General features: G+C 41.8%; 18 protein-coding genes, 2 tRNA genes and 1 pseudogene. 2 read left to right on the forward strand and 19 right to left on the reverse strand.

Translation table 11 applies throughout. The features are described from left to right. Nucleotides 1-12: 12 nt before the first annotated feature. The 7 genes and pseudogenes from LBH98_00905 to LBH98_00935 all read right to left on the reverse strand — a co-directional run bounded on the left by LBH98_00905 (nucleotide 13) and on the right by LBH98_00935 (nucleotide 7261). Nucleotides 13-159, reverse strand: a pseudogene (locus LBH98_00905) (tRNA (adenosine(37)-N6)-dimethylallyltransferase MiaA). Continuing rightward, the gene (locus tag LBH98_00910; protein MDR0303322.1) at nucleotides 160-1734 is read right to left on the reverse strand and encodes an aromatic amino acid ammonia-lyase; all 1575 of its coding nucleotides are present in this window, start codon (nucleotides 1732-1734) and stop codon (nucleotides 160-162) included. Next, complete coding sequence (locus LBH98_00915) at nucleotides 1731-2345, reverse strand: hypothetical protein (GenBank protein MDR0303323.1); 615 nt, start codon at nucleotides 2343-2345, stop codon at nucleotides 1731-1733. The genes LBH98_00910 and LBH98_00915 overlap by 4 nt, the downstream gene beginning before the upstream one ends. A gap of 39 nt (nucleotides 2346-2384) precedes the next feature. Next, nucleotides 2385-3146, reverse strand: a complete 762-nt coding sequence (locus LBH98_00920; GenBank protein ID MDR0303324.1) for a right-handed parallel beta-helix repeat-containing protein — start codon at nucleotides 3144-3146, stop codon at nucleotides 2385-2387. 90 nt (nucleotides 3147-3236) lie between these two features. After that, nucleotides 3237-5606, reverse strand: coding sequence for a tetratricopeptide repeat protein (locus LBH98_00925; GenBank protein MDR0303325.1), 2370 nt, complete (start codon nucleotides 5604-5606; stop codon nucleotides 3237-3239). A gap of 20 nt (nucleotides 5607-5626) precedes the next feature. Further along, complete coding sequence (locus LBH98_00930) at nucleotides 5627-6433, reverse strand: right-handed parallel beta-helix repeat-containing protein (protein MDR0303326.1); 807 nt, start codon at nucleotides 6431-6433, stop codon at nucleotides 5627-5629. A gap of 18 nt (nucleotides 6434-6451) precedes the next feature. Then, on the reverse strand, nucleotides 6452-7261 hold the full coding sequence (locus LBH98_00935) for a right-handed parallel beta-helix repeat-containing protein (protein MDR0303327.1): 810 nt from the start codon (nucleotides 7259-7261) through the stop codon (nucleotides 6452-6454). Between the two features lie 210 nt (nucleotides 7262-7471). On the opposite strand from LBH98_00935, the gene LBH98_00940 reads away from it, so the two are divergent. Both LBH98_00940 and lnt read left to right on the forward strand, forming a co-directional pair. After that, on the forward strand, nucleotides 7472-7756 hold the full coding sequence (locus LBH98_00940; protein MDR0303328.1) for a hypothetical protein: 285 nt from the start codon (nucleotides 7472-7474) through the stop codon (nucleotides 7754-7756). Nucleotides 7757-7759: 3 nt separating this feature from the next. Beyond that, the gene (gene lnt, locus LBH98_00945; GenBank protein ID MDR0303329.1) at nucleotides 7760-9277 is read left to right on the forward strand and encodes an apolipoprotein N-acyltransferase; all 1518 of its coding nucleotides are present in this window, start codon (nucleotides 7760-7762) and stop codon (nucleotides 9275-9277) included. Here lnt and metF read toward each other — a convergent pair. The 12 genes from metF to LBH98_01005 form a co-directional block, all read right to left on the reverse strand. Beyond that, a complete protein-coding gene (gene metF, locus LBH98_00950; protein MDR0303330.1) occupies nucleotides 9249-10139 on the reverse strand; it encodes a methylenetetrahydrofolate reductase [NAD(P)H] in 891 nt (296 codons plus the stop codon). The two genes, lnt and metF, sit on opposite strands and share 29 nt — an antisense overlap. A 118-nt stretch (nucleotides 10140-10257) precedes the next feature. Then, nucleotides 10258-11163 carry an enoyl-[acyl-carrier-protein] reductase gene (locus tag LBH98_00955; GenBank protein ID MDR0303331.1) on the reverse strand — a complete coding sequence of 302 codons (906 nt, stop codon included), beginning with the start codon at nucleotides 11161-11163 and terminating at the stop codon, nucleotides 10258-10260. Nucleotides 11164-11270: 107 nt separating this feature from the next. Beyond that, nucleotides 11271-11966, reverse strand: a complete 696-nt coding sequence (locus LBH98_00960; protein ID MDR0303332.1) for a zinc metallopeptidase — start codon at nucleotides 11964-11966, stop codon at nucleotides 11271-11273. A gap of 47 nt (nucleotides 11967-12013) precedes the next feature. Then, a tRNA-Arg gene (locus tag LBH98_00965) sits at nucleotides 12014-12090 on the reverse strand. Between the two features lie 47 nt (nucleotides 12091-12137). After that, nucleotides 12138-12860, reverse strand: a complete 723-nt coding sequence (locus LBH98_00970) for a hypothetical protein (protein ID MDR0303333.1) — start codon at nucleotides 12858-12860, stop codon at nucleotides 12138-12140. Between the two features lie 34 nt (nucleotides 12861-12894). Beyond that, a tRNA-Ile gene (locus LBH98_00975) sits at nucleotides 12895-12968 on the reverse strand. Between the two features lie 39 nt (nucleotides 12969-13007). Then, nucleotides 13008-13583, reverse strand: a complete 576-nt coding sequence (locus LBH98_00980; protein MDR0303334.1) for an 8-oxo-dGTP diphosphatase — start codon at nucleotides 13581-13583, stop codon at nucleotides 13008-13010. Continuing rightward, on the reverse strand, nucleotides 13574-14263 hold the full coding sequence (gene radC / locus LBH98_00985; GenBank protein MDR0303335.1) for a DNA repair protein RadC: 690 nt from the start codon (nucleotides 14261-14263) through the stop codon (nucleotides 13574-13576). The genes LBH98_00980 and radC overlap by 10 nt, the downstream gene beginning before the upstream one ends. After that, nucleotides 14264-15178 (reverse strand): dihydroorotate dehydrogenase, encoded by a 915-nt coding sequence (locus LBH98_00990; protein ID MDR0303336.1) that lies wholly within the window; start codon nucleotides 15176-15178, stop codon nucleotides 14264-14266. It abuts the gene before it with no gap. 112 nt (nucleotides 15179-15290) lie between these two features. Beyond that, nucleotides 15291-17276: a glycoside hydrolase family 18 protein gene (locus tag LBH98_00995; GenBank protein MDR0303337.1), complete on the reverse strand. Its 1986-nt coding sequence runs from the start codon at nucleotides 17274-17276 to the stop codon at nucleotides 15291-15293. A gap of 101 nt (nucleotides 17277-17377) precedes the next feature. Next, nucleotides 17378-17791 (reverse strand): DUF5618 family protein, encoded by a 414-nt coding sequence (locus tag LBH98_01000; GenBank protein ID MDR0303338.1) that lies wholly within the window; start codon nucleotides 17789-17791, stop codon nucleotides 17378-17380. Nucleotides 17792-17956: 165 nt separating this feature from the next. Beyond that, on the reverse strand, nucleotides 17957-19834 hold the full coding sequence (locus LBH98_01005; GenBank protein MDR0303339.1) for a carbohydrate-binding protein: 1878 nt from the start codon (nucleotides 19832-19834) through the stop codon (nucleotides 17957-17959). Nucleotides 19835-19873: the final 39 nt, after the last annotated feature.

Consider the following 19873-nt stretch of genomic DNA (forward strand, 5'->3'; position numbering starts at 1 on the left):
TCAGACGTGTGCTCTTCCGATCTTGGCGGTGGCGATATCCATATTCCTGTAAATCTGCCGTGAATCGCACGAAATAATTTCACCGTCTATTCTCTTTGCCAACTCTATCGCGGCGGCGCTCTTGCCTATCGCCGTCGGACCGATTATTACGGGAATCATTTATATATAACCCAGTTTACCCGCAACGTCTTCAAATATTATCTTATGAAACTTAAGTAAATTCTCTCTGAAAACCTGTTTGCAATCATATTGAACGTAATTTTTTACCAATTCGTCGTATATCTTTTTCGCTTTCGGTCCCAAACCTTTATCGTTCCTAAACGAAAACGCCTGTAAATCCGCCAAAATTTCCATTGTCTGCACCAATTCCGCATTTTCGACCGATTTCAGCGCAAGCCGCGCCGAAACCGTTCCCATAGAAACGACGTCCTGATTACTTTCGTTCGACGAAATCGTATTCACGCTCATCGGACAAGCCAATTGTCTGTTTTCCGCCGCGGTAGAAACCGCCAAATACTGCGATCCCATAAATCCGATATCTAAACCGATATGACCGGCCGCCAAATTTTCCGGTAGCCCGTCGTTTAAATTTTTGTCCAAAAGTTTGTTTGTTCTGCGCTCGCTTATATTGCACAGCGTAGAAATCGCTATACGCAAACTATCCATCGCAAACGAAACAGACTGTCCGTGAAAATTTCCGCCGTGCAGAATTCTGCCGGATTCGGGAATAACTAACGGATTGTCGTTTGAAGAGTTTATTTCAGTAAGCAATACTTTCTGCGCATATTTTATCGCGTCATAAACTACCGCCAAAACCTGCGGCGTACATCGCAGAGAATAAACATCTTGAACCTTTTCCCGTGTTTCAAACACCGCTCCGTCTTTTTTCTGCAGACGAATTTTATCGTGCAAACCGTCTCTTTTGACCGTATTTTGGGAACCGGCGATAAGATTCTCTATCATTTTAGCGACTTCTACCTGCCCCTCATGATTTTTTAAGGCATGCAAATCCGTATCAAACGCATCGTCCAATACCGAAAAAATTTCCATCGCAAACGCGGCGGCGAGTACTTGTACGTTAAACAAATTTTTGGCTTTTTGTAGTGAAATACATGCGATCGCACTCATTACGGAAGTACCGTTCATAATTGAAAGCGCTTCTTTATACGATAATTTTATAGGTTTAAGATTCGCTTTCTCAAGCGCTTTTTTCGCCGGCATAGTTTCATTTTGAAAATATAAATCGCCCTCGCCTATAAGACCAAGCCCCAAATGCGCCAAAGGAATTAAATCGCCGCTTGCGCCCACGCTGCCCTGTTCGGGAATTACCGGAGCGACGCCCTCGTTAAACGCCTCTTCCATAAAACGCAAAAGTTCTACGCGTACGCCGGAGTAACCTTTCACAAGACAATTCAAACGTATGGCAAAAACGGCGCGTGCAATATTATACGGCAGAATATTTCCCATTCCCGCCGAATGCGAGCGTAAAAGATTCACCTGTAAAGTCTCAAGTTCGCCATCGTCGATAATTTTATTGCACATAGGTCCGTAAGACGTATTTACTCCGTAAATTATTTTTCGGGAATTTACCGCATCTTCAATTATTTTTCTGCTTTCCGCGCAAACAAGCAACGCGGAATCGCTTAAACTTACTTTTGCCGCGGTATTGGCGAGCGTTATAACGTTGTCGAGCGACAACGATTTTCCGTCAAGGACAACTCCGTATCTTTTCATAATAAAGCGCTTACTCCAAATCTTAAACCGAATCCGTTAAATTTACGTTCATAATGATAACCTTTTCCTCTGCGCTCCGTCGTGGAAAACTGCCATTGAGGACCGACAAAAAGAGAAATTGATTTTCCTACGTCAACCATGCATTCCAAACTGAATTTCCCAATAATCCCGTTGTAATACCCGTCGAACTCCTTAACCGCATTCTTATCGCTTGAGTTATAATTTACATTCGATATAAAAACCGAATTATACCCTGCTTGCGCATGGAGTACCGGATGTATCATATATTGAGGAATCGGATCTACGATTATAAAAACCGAAACAGGAATCATAATGACGCGCTCTTTGCTATGCACCAAATACGTATTATAATCAACGGTATTCCTGTTTTTGTCGAGATGCCATACAAAATTCAAATTAGGTCCCAAGGTCAAATGTTCGTTTAAAAGCCAGCCGTATTCTCCGGCGATAGTCCAATGCACTTTCCTGTCTTTGGCATGCATGTAACTTCCCGAAAGAGCCCTGGTCGGCTCAATCGCAAAATCAATAACCGATGAAGCGTAAACAGACGCGGCAACCGACATTAACGTTAAAATTTTAATAACTCTCACTTAGAAACTCCTACCTTTTATAAATCAAAAGCAAAACGTTTATTTAACAAAACCTATATCTTTTCCGTCGCTCGCTTTATTTTTGCCTATCGAATTATCCTTGAGAAAATAGTGTTTTCCCGTAAAATATGGACGTCCGATAAAATCGTCCTGATTTATAAACTCTTTTTGTTCGGGATAAATTATAAGATTTTTCATGACAAGCAAATTTTGGTTCGTTAGTTTTATCGCCTTATGCCCGTTATTATAAAACAGACAATCTTTAAGAATAACATCTTGGTCGCCGTCAATTTCTATTCCGTATCTACGATTTTCGGCAATAGTTAAATGCGACATTTCACCTTCTGTAGATCCTATCGCCGTTCCCTGAATTCCCGCATTTAAATTGTTTGAAATAATAGAGTTTACAATTTTCGGAAGACGGTTTATCGCCAAAATACCCGAACCTTGATTTGAGTGAATGTAACAATTTTCAATAGACGCGCCGGTATTTGACGTAACTACGCCGTTTCTCCCGCCGCAAATAGATAATCCTATTATTTTTGCACCGCCGTTTAGTTTTACTACCGCGTCTCTTCCGTTACCTATTATCTCGGCGGCGAATAAATTCTGAGAACATAAAACCACGCCGCTCTTTAAGATAACGTCTTCTCGATATTTCCCATCGGCAAGCATTATCGTATCGCCGGATTTTACCCGCAGCATAGCTTGACTTATAGGAGATGAATTTGACGGGGAGATTCTGACTATTTCTGGAAAAGCCGTCGTCGCAAGCAAAAATAAAACCGCTAATATTTTCATAATCGTTCCTTTCAAATCTCAAAATAAAAAAAGGTCATACGAAAATAATATTTCGTATGACCTAAAACTTAAACAAACTCAAATTTTATATTAATTTCCTTCAAGCATTTTGAGCTGTTCTTGAATTTTACGCATTTCCTCGTCGATAGATTGAACTTTTTCAAGAGATTTTGACGTGCTTGTCGTTCCCATAAGTTCTCTCACCTTCGCCAACGCATAAGACACATCGTCAAGCACTTTCTCGTGTCCTCTTCCGAAGAACAGCGTCGATTCATAATCGTCGTTATACTTGCCGAACGCTCTTACGTCCGTTTCTTGGCTTTTTTGAACGGGAGAAAGAGAATCTATTTGCGCGATAACGTAAGACGACTGCGACACCATAGCCAATTCTTTAGATCTCTGCGCCGTTTCGTAATACGACTCTCTATCGGTCACATACTTCGCTTTCCGCTGATTCCAATCCGACTGTGTCGGCGAACTGTAAGCCACAAGCCGCTTTTCCGCCTCGCCAAGCGCATTAGCCGCAACGGCGTATTGTTTATCTACGATACTTTTATAAGCGAGCAGTAAATCCGCTTCACTCAATAGAATATCGTCCTTTGTCGCCGTTTTAAGCGCGTTCGCCGCAGTTACGCAATCGTTCCAGTTTGCCGCTTTCAAAGCTACCCACGCCTGACCCAGCAACGCCTCGCTACGGTACGGACTTGACGACGAAATCGCACGAAGCGCCGCCATCGCCCTAACAAGCGACTGACCTTCCGCGACTTGTCCTTCGTAATACAAGAACGCCATAAGAAGATAAGAACGATCGACAATCGCCTTTTGGTCGTTTGTCTTCACCGGCGACTGCACCACGTTATCAAGATATTCCAGCGTTTTGTTCAAATCGCCGTTAATAGCATAGGCTACGCCCATAGAATGTTGTGCAAAAACATAATCCCCATGTCCTGCGGGAACGGAATTAAATTGCTGCATCGCTTCCATAATACGATCCTGGTTAAACAACGCCTCTCCGTAATAATACGCCGCCGCATGCTTAACGCTGTCCGGCGAAGACGCTATATTTATTTGATCGTACAAATCCTGAACTCTGCCGTAATCGCCTTCGCGGTACGCTACACGCAACAGTCCAAGCAATGAATACGGCGCGACCGGAGAACGCGGAAAATCGTTTAAAACTTGATTGTAATTGTCGTTTGCGACTTCACGCATATCCATCGCTTCTTCGTTCATACCCATGTAATAAACCACATAATCGTTTCTGAAGAAATCCGGATATTCCGTTAAGATTCTTCCGCCGATAAAGAACGAACTCCAGTAATTTCCCGCATAGTGCTCGGAAAGCATCTGATTATACAGTTTACCGGGTCCAAGCTGTACTTGACGAGCCATTTTCATCGCATAAACTTGTTCTCTGTGCGGACCGAATTGCCCTCTAAAATAAATCGTATTCGTAAACGACGCTTTATCGTCGGTTATGTTAGTATATTGGTAACCCACCTGAAAATCGCGTCCGCCAAAAATTGACGGAACGTTCATTCCGCCGGAAACTCCCCAGTGCCCCGTCCCGAAATGACCATGAATATTTATCATTCTCAAAAGCCACACTCCGATACGTCCGCTGAAGTCAAATTCTATTTTCTTCTTACCGTCAAATACTTTCCTGATATCTCCGGTATTAGCGTCAGCGATAGCCTGTCCGGCGAACGACGCGGCGCTTGAAGTAAAGTCCTTGATATCAAAATCGATTCCCGCGTCCACCTGTCTGTCAAACATAAAACTTATCCAATTTATTTTAGCGTTAATCGACTGAGTGTTTACCGTAACTTTCTCTCCTTCAGGACGAGAAAAGATGTTCGGAGAAATTGCGTTTTGGAAGTTAATCCCTACGATATGTTCCCCAAGAACAGGGTGATTTGAAACACGATAGGTAGCGCCGATATCAATACCGAGTCCGCGGATAGGATCTCCGAAATTAGGAGTTTTGAATATGTTCAAGTTGGCGCCGATACTCAACCTGTTAAACGGATTAATCGCATACGTAGCCATAAACAGCATGTGATTATCGTAATACGGCGTTCCGGTGCTTACTATTTCTTCTTTGTCCGGGTCCCACTTCGCTCCCATAATCGGTTCGTTTGAGGTTACGCCCAAAACTGTAAATCCTACCGATTGGTACAAACCGATAGGCACAACCGCGCCGCCCTCATACAGGAAAAACGCATTTCCCAAACTCGGACTCCACACTCCTCGAACCGAGACGTAATTTTCTTCCGTCAAAATAGCGGGGTTAGACGCAGGCGAATAAGGAGCGAACAAGTCTCTCCATCTCTGCGTTACATAATATTCGCCCGGAAGCCCGTCTCCAAAAACCGCAGTCGCTGCAAACGCGACAATCATTCCTCTCATTACGAATTTCGTCAATGATTTTTTGGTATTATTGATGTTAAAAAACCGCATATTATCTATCCCTTTCTTCCTTAGTTTTTAAGACGAGCGCCGAGGTTTTGTCCGGTGGCGTCTTTTACGCTGCAACACAAAGTCGGTTCCGGATTGAAATTATACTTTACTTTAGGCGAAATAAACGAAGGATCAAACACATAATTATCCGCCGGATTTTCGTAGAACTGTTTAAGATTTTCCCAGAAATTGTTATATTTAATCACAGATTCCGACGCTTCCTGAGTCATTTTTAAACCATATTTTTGATTAAACGCAATGGTATTATACCGAAATTGAACGTTGCTCGCCCCGCCCAAGAAGAATCCGTATCCGACATTGTAAGCGATAGTGTTATGTTCTATCGCGCCTTTAGACGCACGTAAATTCCAACCGATAATACCGGAAGCTCTGTTAAAACTTATAATGTTATCTTCTATGGTAGGAAGATGACGAACGATAACGATCCCCGACATCCAATTTCGTACTATGCGGTTTTTTCTTATCACAACATCCGGATCTTTACTGAATACGCCTATGGTGCCGTTTCGGATTTCAAAACCCTCAATTCCCGCACCAGCGCCCAAAGTTACCACAGTTCCTCTTCCGTCACCGTCAACTATAGCGCCGTGAAGATACTGCGACTTCACATACACTCCGCCTCTGATAAACAGATCCTCTTTGTAAACACCATCGGACACTATTACGGTATCCCCAGCCCTTGCTTTGACTATCGCCTGTGAAATTGTTCTTATCCCTGTTGACGGTACCATAACGACTTCCGCCGTTACCGAACAAATAAACACAACACTTGCGGTTACCGTTGCCCTGAAAAACGATTGCTTCATATCATTTAACTCCATTCTTCATAAAGCCGTATATATTCTTGAGCCAATATCTTCGCCATTTCTTCCGTTATTATAACACCGAGACGTTTCCTTTAATCTAAAATCGTTCAATTCCGGGCTTTTGAATTCCGGATCAAACGAATAATTATCTTCCGGCAACGTCATGTTAACTTGAATATACGATAAAAATACATTAAATTCCTGAAAGATTTGCGTTTTATCACTTATTTTTACTGCAAACTTGCCGTTATACGCTATAATATTGTTCGTCAATCCCACTTTACAAGCACCGCCGAGCGAAATTCCGTGGTTCTCGTTATAAACTATGGTGTTGTTCAAAATTTCACCGCTTGTCTCGACATCCCACATCAAAATCCCTGAACCGGAGTTGCGAAAAATCAAATTATCTTCAATTCTGACAAAATGCGCTACAGCCAAAATACCCGACTGCTTGTTATTCGATATTAAACAAGACAATACCGAATTATCCATACCTTCAGAATATACGCCGATTCGTCCGCCGGTTACTTTCAGCCCGGAAATCGTGTTTCCGTTAGACAATATTACAACATTTTCTTTTCCCGTTCCCGATATATGGGCTTTACCTGTCTCTCTTGCGACAAGCGAAACTCCGGCAGGAATACGAATTCCCCCTCTATATCTTCCGTTTTCCAAAACAAGCGTATCTCCCTTTTGGCTGCGAGCAAGCGCAATATTCAACTGTTTTGACGCCGCCGGAACTGCAATCATGTCGGCGCAGACAACAAATACAAAAGATAAAATCGCCGCACAAATCCTGCAAAAACCGCTGTCTAAAAATCCGCTCACAAATATACATCCTCAATAAAACCGACATATCTTCAAGTTAAAAATATACGTTATTGCAAACGCCGAAACAACAATAAATTTATTTTTTTTTAATTTTTTTTATCTTGAAAAAACATTAAAGTTTTAAATTTTTTTGCCGATAATGTTAGTGGAGATTATGCATGGATGTATTTTTTACCGGTAAAAGACCTAATGGAGTAGGCGGTTATTATGTTATTGGATAATATTTATTCAACAAATTATTTTTCACAGACGAATTCCGTAAAAAAGGAATTCAAAGATTTGAGTAATGCAAAACAAGCGGCTAAAAAAACCGCTTTTGAACATGACGATTATTACACTCCGTCCATTCAAGAAAAATCTGTCGAATCAGTGAAAGCCAAAAATTTATCTGAAATAAAAAACAGAATTAATTCGGGATTTTATAATTCCCAATCAGTCAACGACGATTTAACCGAAGTCTTTACGGAAATTTTCAAAAAAACATTTTCGTAAAACATGAAAAAAAACGTTACAAATATTGTAATAATTGTAATTTCCGGTTTTTTTCACGGATTTCTTTCGCCGCCGTTTAATCAAAGTTTACATCCGGCGCTGTTTTTTATACCGGCAATCGCAATTTTTTGCTCTATTCCGTTCATCGCCGTGATTTACGACAAAAAACCGAGTAAATTGAAAATGTACGTGTGGGGATTCTCCTCATATTTCGGTTCGATTTGGTGGATGGCGCTCGTCGATGTAAACGACCTGAGTTTGCTTATCACCTTCGGAACTATTTTGCTTGCCGCATTTTTCGCTTTGAAATATCTTGCGTTAGGAATAATTTCGTCTTGCGTCGTACGTAAAAACAAAAAATTATCATTTTTATTCGTCCCCGCGCTGTGGATAATTTCCGAATATTTATTTCTGTTCGGCTCACTGTCGTTTCCGTGGATGTTTGAAGGATATTTGTTGTCGCAATACTTTTATTTGTCACAAATCGTAAGCGTAACGGGAATTTGGGGATTGTCGTTTTTAGCGGTGATTTCGGCGGTCGTTTTATACGAAACAATATTTGAAAACAGAAAAACCGTCGCCATAAAAACTATAATTATTGTGATTGTTGCAATTTGTTTATTTGGATTTTTCCGTATAAAGTCTATCGGATTTTACGAACAAAAAGCGTTGGTTTTGCAGCCGAACGTCGACCAAGAAAATTGGTGCGGAGAATCTTCGCTTTTTGCGTCTATGGAAGTCTTGGACAGTTTATTCGAAACATCGACCGAACTAAACAAAGGGATTTATATAATTCCCGAAAGCGGAATTTTCGCTTATTTCAATCGGCATCCGCTTTGCAGAAATATGGTAAACAATTGGCTTGAGAAATACGATTCGCCGATAATTTTCGGAACTTTAGACCAAACTTTGAGCGAAAACTACGATACAATTTCGGCGTATAATTCGGCGTTCTTCGCAAGACTGCAAAATTACGAATACAAAAAATATAAAAAGCGAAAACTGGTGCCGTTTGTAGAAACAATGCCGTTTTCAGATATTTTTCCGTTGATAAACCGTTTAGATTTGGCAGGAGGAAGTTTTTCGGCCGGAAAGGAAAATACGGTTTGGGAATTTGAAGAAAACTTAAAAATAGCGCCGATGATATGCTATGAAAGCACGTATCCGAATTTTGTGCGAAATCGTATAAATTCCGGCGCAAATTTTCTTGTAAACATAACAAACGACGGATGGTTCGGTAAAACTACCGCCCCTTTCCAGCACGCGGAAATGTCACGGGTCAGGGCGATAGAAAACGGTGTCGGGATGATAAGATGCGCAAACTCCGGTATTTCGTTTTCGGTAGATTGTTACGGGAAATATTTGTCGAAAACAGATTTATACAGGCGAGAAATTGTCGAAATGCCTATCGCAAAACCGCTGGAATCAACAATCTACCGCAAGTTCGGCGATTGGTTTGTGTATTTGTGCGGACTTTTTGCGATTTTTGCTTTTATTTTTCCAATTGTTCGGAGGAAATAAGTCCGATTGACTCACAAATTTTGTGAATTTGCTCAAATTTATTCAACGTGTAAAAATGTATTCCGCGAACTCCGGTTTCAATCAGGTCGTTAACCTGCTGCGCCGCCCAATGAATGCCGACTTTTTCTACATAATCGTCGTTTGTCGCTCTATAAACCGCTTTGAGAAGTTTTGCCGGAATACGCGCCCCAAGCGACAATTCGGCGATTCTTTTCATATTGGCAAGCGACGTAATAGGCATAATTCCCGCGATAATCGGAACGTTAATTTGCGCTATTTCGCAACGCTCGCAAAAATCGTAAAAATCGTCGTTGTTGAAAAATAATTGCGTACAAACGTAATCTGCGCCGTTATCGACTTTTCGTTTAAGGTTGTCAATTTCCGTCAAACGATTCGGAGTGCTCGGATGTCCTTCAGGAAACCCCGCGACTCCTATTCCCATCTCTGAAAAATTATCTTTTATGAATTTCACCAATTCGCCGGCGAACTTGAATCCGTTTTCACAAGCGGCAAAATTCGGCATATTTTTAGGCGTATCTCCTCGCAAAGCAAGAATGTTTTCGATTTTTACGGCTCGGTAATTTTCAAGAATTTGACGGATTTCGCTCTTGCTATGCCCTACGCAAGTCAAATGGGCTACAGCGGTCAATCCGGTTTCTTTTTGAATTTTACCTACTAAATTTCGAGTATTTTCGCGGGTAGAACCGCCCGCGCCGTAAGTGACGCTGACGTAAGACGGCGACAAGTAACGTAATTTTTGCACGGTTTCAAAAAGGTTGTCGAATCCGTTGTGGGTTTTAGGCGGAAAAAACTCAAAACTCAGCGTCGTTTTTTTGCGGTTTAAAATATCTATTACTTTCAAAACTATCTCCGTTGTAAAAAAATTTTGCGATAAAACACGAATTTACGCTTTGAAGAATTTGTCAGGCGACTGATGTACATAATCCATTTCTATTGATATTAACCGAAATCTATAAAAACTATTCTTCGTCGATCGCTCCATCGACCAGACGGTCAATTCCGCAAGCCATAGAACTCAATCCGTTATCTACATAAACAACCGTTCCGGTTATAGCGGCAGCCATAGGCGATACTAAAAACGCCGCAGGACACGCAACGTAATCCGCTTCCATTTCCTGTCGAAGCGGGGCGTTGTGCGCCGAATATTTTATCATTCTGTCAATAAATCCTATCGCTTTTGCGGCTCTGCTGCCAAGCGGTCCCGCAGAAATCGCGTTTACCCGGATATTCCATTTTCTTCCGCATTCAAACGCTAAAGTCCGCGTATCTTGCTGCAACGCCGCTTTCGCCGCGCCCATTCCGCCGCCATACCCAGGCACGGTTCTGTCCGCCGAAAGATAGGAAAGAGAAATCACCGCACCGCCGCTGTTAATATTCGCGCCGAATTGCTTTACTAATGAAACCAAAGAGTAAGACGACGCTGAAAACGCCGCCAAATATCCCGCTCTTGAAGTATCGAGCAAATCGTTTTTGACTTCAGGCCCGTTTGCCAAGGCATGAACCAATATATCAATTTTCCCATATTTTTCATATACTTTTTTGGCGACTTCGCTAACGGTGTACCCTGTGATTCCGGCATACCTTTTGTTCTCTTTAACATCTTGCGGAACATCTTCCGGAAAATCAAAAACCGCATCAAGAGGAAATATTTCGGTAATTTTTAATTCTTTGCCGTCATGTAATTTGGTATCCAATTTATTTCTTTCCAACGATTTCGTAAAGATTTCAAGCACGGGGGGCCAAGTTCCTACAAGTATTTTTGCACCCGCTTGCGCAAGCCGTTTCGCGATCGCCCAACCGTAACCGTTGTCGTCCGCGACTCCGGCGACAAACGCTATCTTTCCCGTTAAATCAATAGGCAACATCGAAACATCCTTTTTTGCTTTTGTTTATTGAAAATATAAAACTAAAATAATTCATTCCTTAATGTAAAGGCGAATAAATCTTCTTGCGATAAAAATATTTAGACGGTTTATCGCCGCCGTCCGCCGATAATTCCCGCCCGCCAAAGATAATAAATCAACGTAAGCAAAGAAGATATCGCAGCCGAAAGATATGTCAAGAACGCCGCGTTAAGAACCGCTCCGGCCGATTGCGCTTCTATTCTATCGACCGCGCCGCATTGAACCATAAGCAGTTTGGCGCGGCTTGACGCATCCCATTCTACCGGCAGAGTTATTATAGAAAATATAACCGCGGCGGAAAACAGTATTATTCCCGCCAAAATCAAATTAAACGAACTCAGCACAAATCCGCCGATTAACACTATATATGAAAATGTCGAACTTATATTCACGACAGGAACCATAGCGGAACGCATACTGAGCCAAATATATCCTTGTGCGTGTTGAATCGCATGCCCGGCTTCATGACAGGCGACTCCGATCGCCGACAAAGAACTTTCGCCGTAAACTTTGGGCGACAAACGTAAAACTTTGGACGCCGGATCATAATGGTCGGATAAAAAACCGTTAGTTTGCTCAATACGGACATCGTCTATTCCGGCGCCTGTCAAAAGCCGTTTCGCCGCTTCGGCTCCGGTAATTCCTTTAGCAGAACGAACTCGTGAATATTTATTGAAAGTAGAGGATGTCATAAGAGACGCGAAACCGGACAAAATCAGCGCCGGTAATACGAAATAAAAATACATAGGGTCAAAACCAATCAAAATTTCCTCCTTATTTCTCAACGAAATTCAAAAGTATAATTCGTAAATGGTACAGACGGAAGGGTTCGAACCCTCAACCTTCTGATCCGTAGTCAGATGCTCTATCCAATTGAGCTACGCCTGCACGAAAACATCATGAATATATAAAATTATGCGCCGCAATGTCAAGGTTTATTCACTCTTATCGATAAAAACGAATAACGACCCGCAATTTTCGCAGACGATAGGCGCTTTTTTCATCGATATTTTTCCCATAATGTTAGGGCTTAAAACTTGATTGCAATATCCGCAGGTTTTTCTTTTCGGATATACAAGCGAAAGAACTCTGCCGCTGTTTTTTCTGCCCGGCAGTATAGAATCATATATGTTTAAATAATTTTGCGGAATTGACGGCAATAATTTTTCTTTTTCAACGATTTTTAAAGAAATATCATTATCTATAGAAGAGATTTTCTGCGTTAAATCTTCAATATTCGGAGTGTTTTCCGATTTTACTTTATCAAAATCCGCTTGTTTCGTTTTAAATTCCTCTTGAATTTGCGGCAGTTTTTCTTTGAGTTTTATAATATCTCGGCTCGTACTCTCAATAAAAGTTTTACGTTCCCTGATTTCGCGCAGAACCGCATCGTACTCTTTGTTATTTTTAACGGAATTCAGCCTATCATGACTTTTAGCGAGTTCGTTTTTGTGTGTTTCAAGGTCGATATTCGCCGAAGCGATATTTTTTTCAATTTTTTCCATGCTTTCTTTAGCCGCAAAAAGTTCTTTTTCTTCTTGAGCGATATTATCTTTAAGTTCTTTAAGTTTCTTTGGATATTCTAATTTTGAACTTTCAAGTTTAGCAATCTGAATATCTATTTCTTCTACGTTTAATATACTTTCCTGTACAGACATTTTAACCTCCCTTGAAAATAATAGTTTTAGGAAATGGGCGTACTAGGACTCGAACCTAGGACACACGGATTATGAGTCCGCCACTCTAACCGACTGAGTTATACGCCCTGATATCTGTTGCAATATACATTTTTTCTATACGGCGTGTCAAGTGTTTTTTTGCAGACAGGCGGTTCTTCTTTTTGACGGATGCCAATTTTTATCGTATTTGAGCGGTAAATTTTCGTCAACGATTATGCTTTTATCAAGCATTTTATCGTCGTCGAAAATAAAATATCCTGAGAATTTTTTACCGGCAAGCATAAGCGGAAGCCAAAATTTATCGTCCGCCCACATATTCTCGTATGGAATTTCACTTAATTTACACCAAAACGGCAACGCTTCGTCGGTTTCTTTGATTTCGCCGCTATATTCCTGCGAAACGAAAACGAACCCTTTGAGCGAGTAGCCGTCAGTAAAATAAAAATTCAATTCGCCCGCTTTTTTAACATTTTTCGGCGTTATGCAAACCTCTTCCCGCGTTTCGCGGACCGCCGCCTCAAAATCGCTTTCGTCAGGGTCGATTCTTCCGCCCGGCGCGTTGATTTTTCCGTTTCCAAGCCCGCGCTTTTTATGAATTAAAAGCGCTTCGTCGGTTTCTTTGTTGAAAACAAACGACAAAACCGCGTACTCCGAAAACTTTTCGTTTTCCCAATGCAAATCTTTACAAGTTTTTATTTCCACACCGCCGCCTTAGGACTCTGATTTTCACGCATACTCAAAACATTGTTTCCCGCAATTATTACGTGATCAATCAGCGGGATTTCCAACGTTTCGCCGACCGATACGATTTTTTGCGTAAGATCCCAATCCGCATTCGACGGATTCAGCGAATTTGCAGGATGGTTGTGCGCGATAATTACGCCGGCGGCTTTGACTTGCAACGCTCTGTCAAACAATTTTCGCGGCTGAATCGGACAATTCGCCGCACTCCCTTTTGCCGCTATTTCGGCTGAAATCACCGCGTTCTTTGCGTCCAGCAAGAATAAAATTAAATATTCTTCCTGTAGATTTCCAAAATTAAACGACAAATATCGGGCGATGTCGTTTTTATTTTTTATTTTGAACTCGCTTTTTGTAATTTCTTCTTTCAGACAAAATCCTTGCATGTCTCTTATAAATTTTATGAGCGAAACGCTCCTTTTCGCCAATCCGTCCGTTTCTTCAAGTTCGCGCCGCGGAGCGCTCAAAACGCCGCTTATCGATTTGTATTTTGAAATCAATTCTTTCGCTATAGGCTTTACGTCCTTTCGCGGGATTATTATCGTCAAAAATAATTCCAAAATTTCGTAATCGTGAAAGGCGTCAACGCCGCTTTTTTCGTATCTTTCGAGTATTCTGCTTCTATGTCCTTCGGCTTGCATTCAATCTTCCATCAAATTTGAAATTTCGGCTACGCTTTCTACTTTATGCGCCGCCATCCATTCTAAAATTCCCGCAAGTATCGAATTTGATATTTGCGGTTCGACAAAATTGTACGTCCCTATTTGAATCGCTTTCGCACCCGCCAAAAAATACTGAATCGCATCGTCGGCGTTTGTTATTCCGCCCATTCCTATAACGGGAATTTTGACTTTTCGGCTAATCTGATAGACCGCGCGCACGCCAATAGGACGAATCGCCGGTCCGGAGAGCCCGCCGGTTTTGTTCGCCAAAAACGGGCGGCAATTTTTTGTGTCGATAACCATTCCTACCAGAGTATTTATGCAACTTACGGCGTCAGCGCCGCCGCTTTGAGCCGCCGCGGCTATTTCGCAAATGTCGAAAACGTTAGGAGAAAGTTTTAATATCAGCGGTTTTTTTGTCAGTTTCCGTATTTTTTTTGTTATCTTTTCGACCGTTTTTGCATCCGTTCCGAAGTGCATAGCCCCTTCTTTCACATTAGGGCACGACAAATTGACTTCCAATCCCCAAATTACGTCTATATCCTGCAATTCTTCAACAAGACGGCAATATTCTTTTTCGCTTGCGCCGGCAATATTTGGAATTAACGCGCAATTTTTCACGTTATCCCGAAACCACGAAATTTTTTCCATCATAAATTTATCGACGCCGACATTCGCCAAACCTATGGCGTTGAGCATTCCGGACGGCGTTTCTACGATTCGCGGCAAAGGATTGCCCTCTTTAGATTCAAGCGTTACGGCTTTTGTGTAAAACGCTCCGATTTCGTTCAAATCGCACAACTGCGAGTATTCTTCGCCGTAACCGAACGTCCCGCTGGCGACACCTATGGGATTTTGCAGCGTTTTTTCGCCGATTTTTACCGATAAATCCATATTTCCCGCTTTCCCGCACAAAATTTTTGATAAAATAACTTTCTGCGCAAACTAAAAAGAGACAGCCTTTTCAAGCCGCCTCTTTTTTAGTTTTTTAGTCCGTTTGAAAACTCTACTTAATCAAAATCCGTTTCGTCATATTAACGCCGGAATTCGTCTTAACTTGCAGCATCATAACTTGATTTCGCGAAATCGACTGGGGCAGAGCGACGCTCGCAAAGTTTCCGTTAACCGCGACGTTTCGTTCAAACAATATCCTTCCGCGAAGGTCAAACAAAACGATATGAGCGTTGTTCGCGTTTGCAGAAAGCGACAGATTTATATTTCCGTTGACAACCGATACGCCCGCCGTTGAAACATTTTTGGCTTTGTTTCGCACAATCGGAATCCCAGGCCCCGGGTCATCTTCTTCTACAATAAGTCCGTTAATTTTTAACAATTTGATTGAACCCGTAGTCATAACCATTTCGCCAACCGGAGTAATTGAAACTCCTTCAAAAATACTTAACTGGCTCACAGAAAGAGGCGTCAGCGTTTCCCAATCGTCTTCAATGTGTTTGAAATCTGTAATTGGAATCGTTTTATTTACGTTTGTCCCAGCGACCAATTCATAATAGTATCCGCGTCCATCTTCAGTAAGTCCTATGTTGTCTTGTAACACAAGATGTATATTCTTGTTGGAAGTATAGTTAATCGTAATTCCCGTAACTCCCGTCCAATCTCCTTCTACATAAGAAGCGATTTCCGCCCATGACCATATATCTTTTTCTTCGTCGGATGTGCCAATATTCAAAGAAAACGAAATATTTCCTTCTGCTACGTTGAAGGTAACCGACGAGCCGCGATTTTCATTGTCAATCGATTCCTCCCATTCCCAAGAACCGTCGGCAAGGTCGGGAGCGTCTGTCGGTGTTACGCCGTCTTTATTAAATATTACGTTAATGCTTGCGTCTTGGGTAACGTCGTTAAACGTGTAAGTTTTTGCATTTTTGGCTTGTTCGTTACTGTTTCCGTTTATTTTAACGTCGGTAATCGAATATCCGTTGTTTGGAATAAACGACAAAGTCAAACTTTTACCGTTTTCTACATCGACCGGAGTTCCCGAATAAACCGTAGCCCCTGTCCCCTGGTTTTTAACCGTGCCGCCGCTTTGCGAATAGGTTACCGTTATCTTACGGGTGATTATTACCGGTTCCCCCCCCTTGTATCCGCCTTTCGCTTTATTGGCGGCCCAAGCGGCTTCTAACAATTGATTATTTTCGGAGGTGTTACTAATTCCGCATAAAATTTCCCAAATCATAACTCCGCCGTAACCGTTATCGTAACAGTGGTCTACTTTTGTTTTTACGCTTGCCGTGTTGTCTCCGGGTGAACCATAGAAAGCGCAGCCGATAACAAGTTTTTCTTTGCTAAAACCTGATTGTCCGCTTCCCCAATTCGCCCATGCGTCAATTAGTTCTTTAGATTTTCCGGCATCCGAGTGGGTAGGCCAATCCCACATATCGTAAGTCATTAAATGTATCGCGTCCACCGCTTGCCAAATGTCTGTCCTGACAATAGACGGATAATATCCGTTCGGCGACTCCCCTGGAAGCGCGGTAGAAATTTCTTTACCCGGAAGCGCCGCTCTTAAATCTTTCAAGAGTTGTATATAATTGTTCCAGTTACTTCCAGAAGGGTATTCCCAGTCGATATCAACACCGTCAAGACTGTTGTTATTGATATAATTTTTTATTTCATTTACAAATTTCGCTCGTTTTGTAGCATCGGAACATACTGAGACAAAAGCGTTGGTGAATTTACCATAATGTGGGTCGCCTTGATCCCATCCGCCAACCCCAACAATTGCCTTTACTCCCTTTGCATGTGCATTTGACACAAAAGTATTAACGTTTACGTATACAAATTCCGTAGTTAAACTGCCGTCGTTTTTACCCGGGTCGGGAAACAATTGAAACAATATAGCGTGAGTTAAATTGTCATATTGTGTGGCAGTCGGTTGACCTCGCCAACTTTGGAAATACCCTTTGACCGCTCCCTTTGCAAACAACGCCGTCGGCAGAATCAACACCGCCAAAACAAACAAAAACTTTTTCATAAAAATTCCTTTCGTAGAGAATTTTGATTTCACAAAAAAATATAAGAAATTTTTGAGAGTTTTTCACAAAAAAATACGAAATGGACGTAAAATCAATTTTTTTATTGCGGTTTAATTCTTTCTATTATTTCATTTGCAGATTCAAAGCCGGCTTGAATAACTTTTATATTCGTTTCTCCGTCATAATATCCGGATAAATGTAAAATATTGTAAGCGTTATTAAGCCGTTTGGTTAATTTACCGTCTAATTTTGCAACGTTATCTTTATAATATTCTATAGATTTTCGTTGTTTTTTGTTAGGTTTGGGTATTCCTTTGAGTGTAAGCCATGCGTCTAACGCACGTAAAACTCCCAAATACGCTATGCCGCAGGCGCTACGCACATATTTTGCGTCGTTGTAAAATCCGTCATCGTCTTTTTTTGATTTTTGTAAAGCCTCTCTTGCGTTATTCATATAGCGTACGGCTTCATCGTATTCTTTATTCAAAAAGATATTTTGCTCACAAACTGTCATTTAAATCTCCAAAGTTAATATATAAATATACTACATTTTATTAAGAATGTCAATAAACCGCTATCAATTTCGCAAGAGATCTAATATACGAATTGTAAAGACGGTTGTATATTAGAAAGGAACGTAAAAAATTACATCCTTTCTAATATACGCTAAATTACGCACTTATTTAATCAAAATCCGTTTCGTCATATTAACGCCGGAATTCGTCTTAACTTGCAGCATCATAACTTGATTTCGCGAAATCGACTTGGGCAGAGCGACGCTCGCAAAATTCCCGTTCACCACGACGTTTCGTTCAAACAATATCCTTCCGCGCACGTCAAACAAAACGATATGTGCGTTGTTCGCGTTTGACGGAAGCGATAAATTAAGGCGTCCGTTGATTATAGAAACGCCGACGCTTGAAACATTTTTGTTTCCGCTTTGTGTAATCGACGTGCCGCCTTGTTCGGTTAAAATCGTTATATCTTCAATATTAACCGGACCGGAAGAAACTAACCGCAGCGTTTTGTTCCCTTCCGATAAAGCGACAAGCGTTTGCTTTGCGACAAAAGCGTACCAGTCTTCGCCGACAGAAGCCTCGATTTTCCCCAAAGCCGTCTCGGAGTTCCCGTCGTATATTGAAATTTCCGCTCTGCCGTATTGACCGTTAGCCCCTACCGCAGATTTCAAAGATATGTTGTAATTTCCCGCTTTCGCGACATTTACTAAATATTCCAAAAACGAGCCGTCCACCAAATTTCCCACATATTTTCCGTGTTCGTCGTTATTGTAAGCGATTTCAGGACTTTTTGAGGAATATTCGCCGGAATTGAAAGTTACCGGAACGCTGTGACGTTTTGCAAAAAATACCTCTATAGTTTGACTCGCCTTGACATCGCTAAACGTATGACTTTTCTGAGTTTTAGCCGTATTGTCGCTTACTCCGTTTATTTTAACGTCGCCGATTTCATATCCGTTTTCGCCGTCAGGGTTAAACGTCAAAGTTAAATCGCCGCCGACGGATATGTCTATCAAACTTCCAGATTCAACCGCGTCGTCTCCTTTTTTAACACTCCCCCCCCCATAAGTTTTTACGGTTATTTTGTAACCGGTTGACCCCTTCAGCTCCTGAACTTCCTGATAAATTGCGTTCAACAAAGAGTACCGGTTTGCCGCGGGGACGTCTTGACCCAATTCCCAAATCATAATTCCGCCGGCGTCTCTTTCGTATGCGTACCTTGTCTTGCTTTTTATCGTAGGTATTCCGTCGTAATTATATATCTTAGGTTGTCCGTCTATATAGACGGTTTTACTGTTAGCTTGCGACAAAGACGCCGAATCGCTATTGATTATTGCTGCGTAAGTTTCTTCTCCTGCGGAGCCTCTTCCATAAAAAGGAACGCCCAGAAAAACTTTTTCTTTCGCAATTTTACCGCTGTTTATCCATTCGTCAAGTTTCGCTTCCGCTTTTGCTTCGTCCGCGTGATGCCCGCCGCCCATATCGTAAGTCATAAGATGAAGAGCGTCCATAGCGTTATACGCTTTTGTCGAATATTCGTCAGGTTTATAGGACGCTCCTATGGCAAAAGACAATCTTTTGTTTCCAAGCGCGGTTTTAAGGTCTGCCATAAAGTCCGCAAAATCGTTTTTTTGTTGGTTGCCTGTGGGATATTCCCAGTCGATATCGACGCCGTCAAAATTATTGGCATTTACCATATTTACAATATTATTGACAAAAGTTTGTCTGGTTCCCGCTTGAACGTTTTCCACAAAAGAACCGGTTTTCTCCCAACCGCCGAGAGCGATGATAACTTTCACGCCTTTGTTATGCGCACTGTTTACCACACCGCCGATGTCCTTAGCCCAGCCGCCGCTGGGCAGGGGCGCCGTCCCGCCCGCTCCGGGGGTAATTGAAAACAAAACGAGATGAGTCAATCTGTCAAGTTGAGCGTCAGTCGGAGCATTGCGATAATTGGGCAGATACGCTACAACGTCACCTTTGGCAAACAGCACTACAGGCAAAATCGACATTGCCAAAACAAACAAAAACTTTTTCATAAAAACCCCTTTGCAAGAACATTCTTTTCTGAGATAAAT

The sequence above is a fragment of the Chitinispirillales bacterium genome, from assembly GCA_031254455.1.
Lineage (GTDB): Bacteria > Fibrobacterota > Chitinivibrionia > Chitinivibrionales > Chitinivibrionaceae > WRFX01.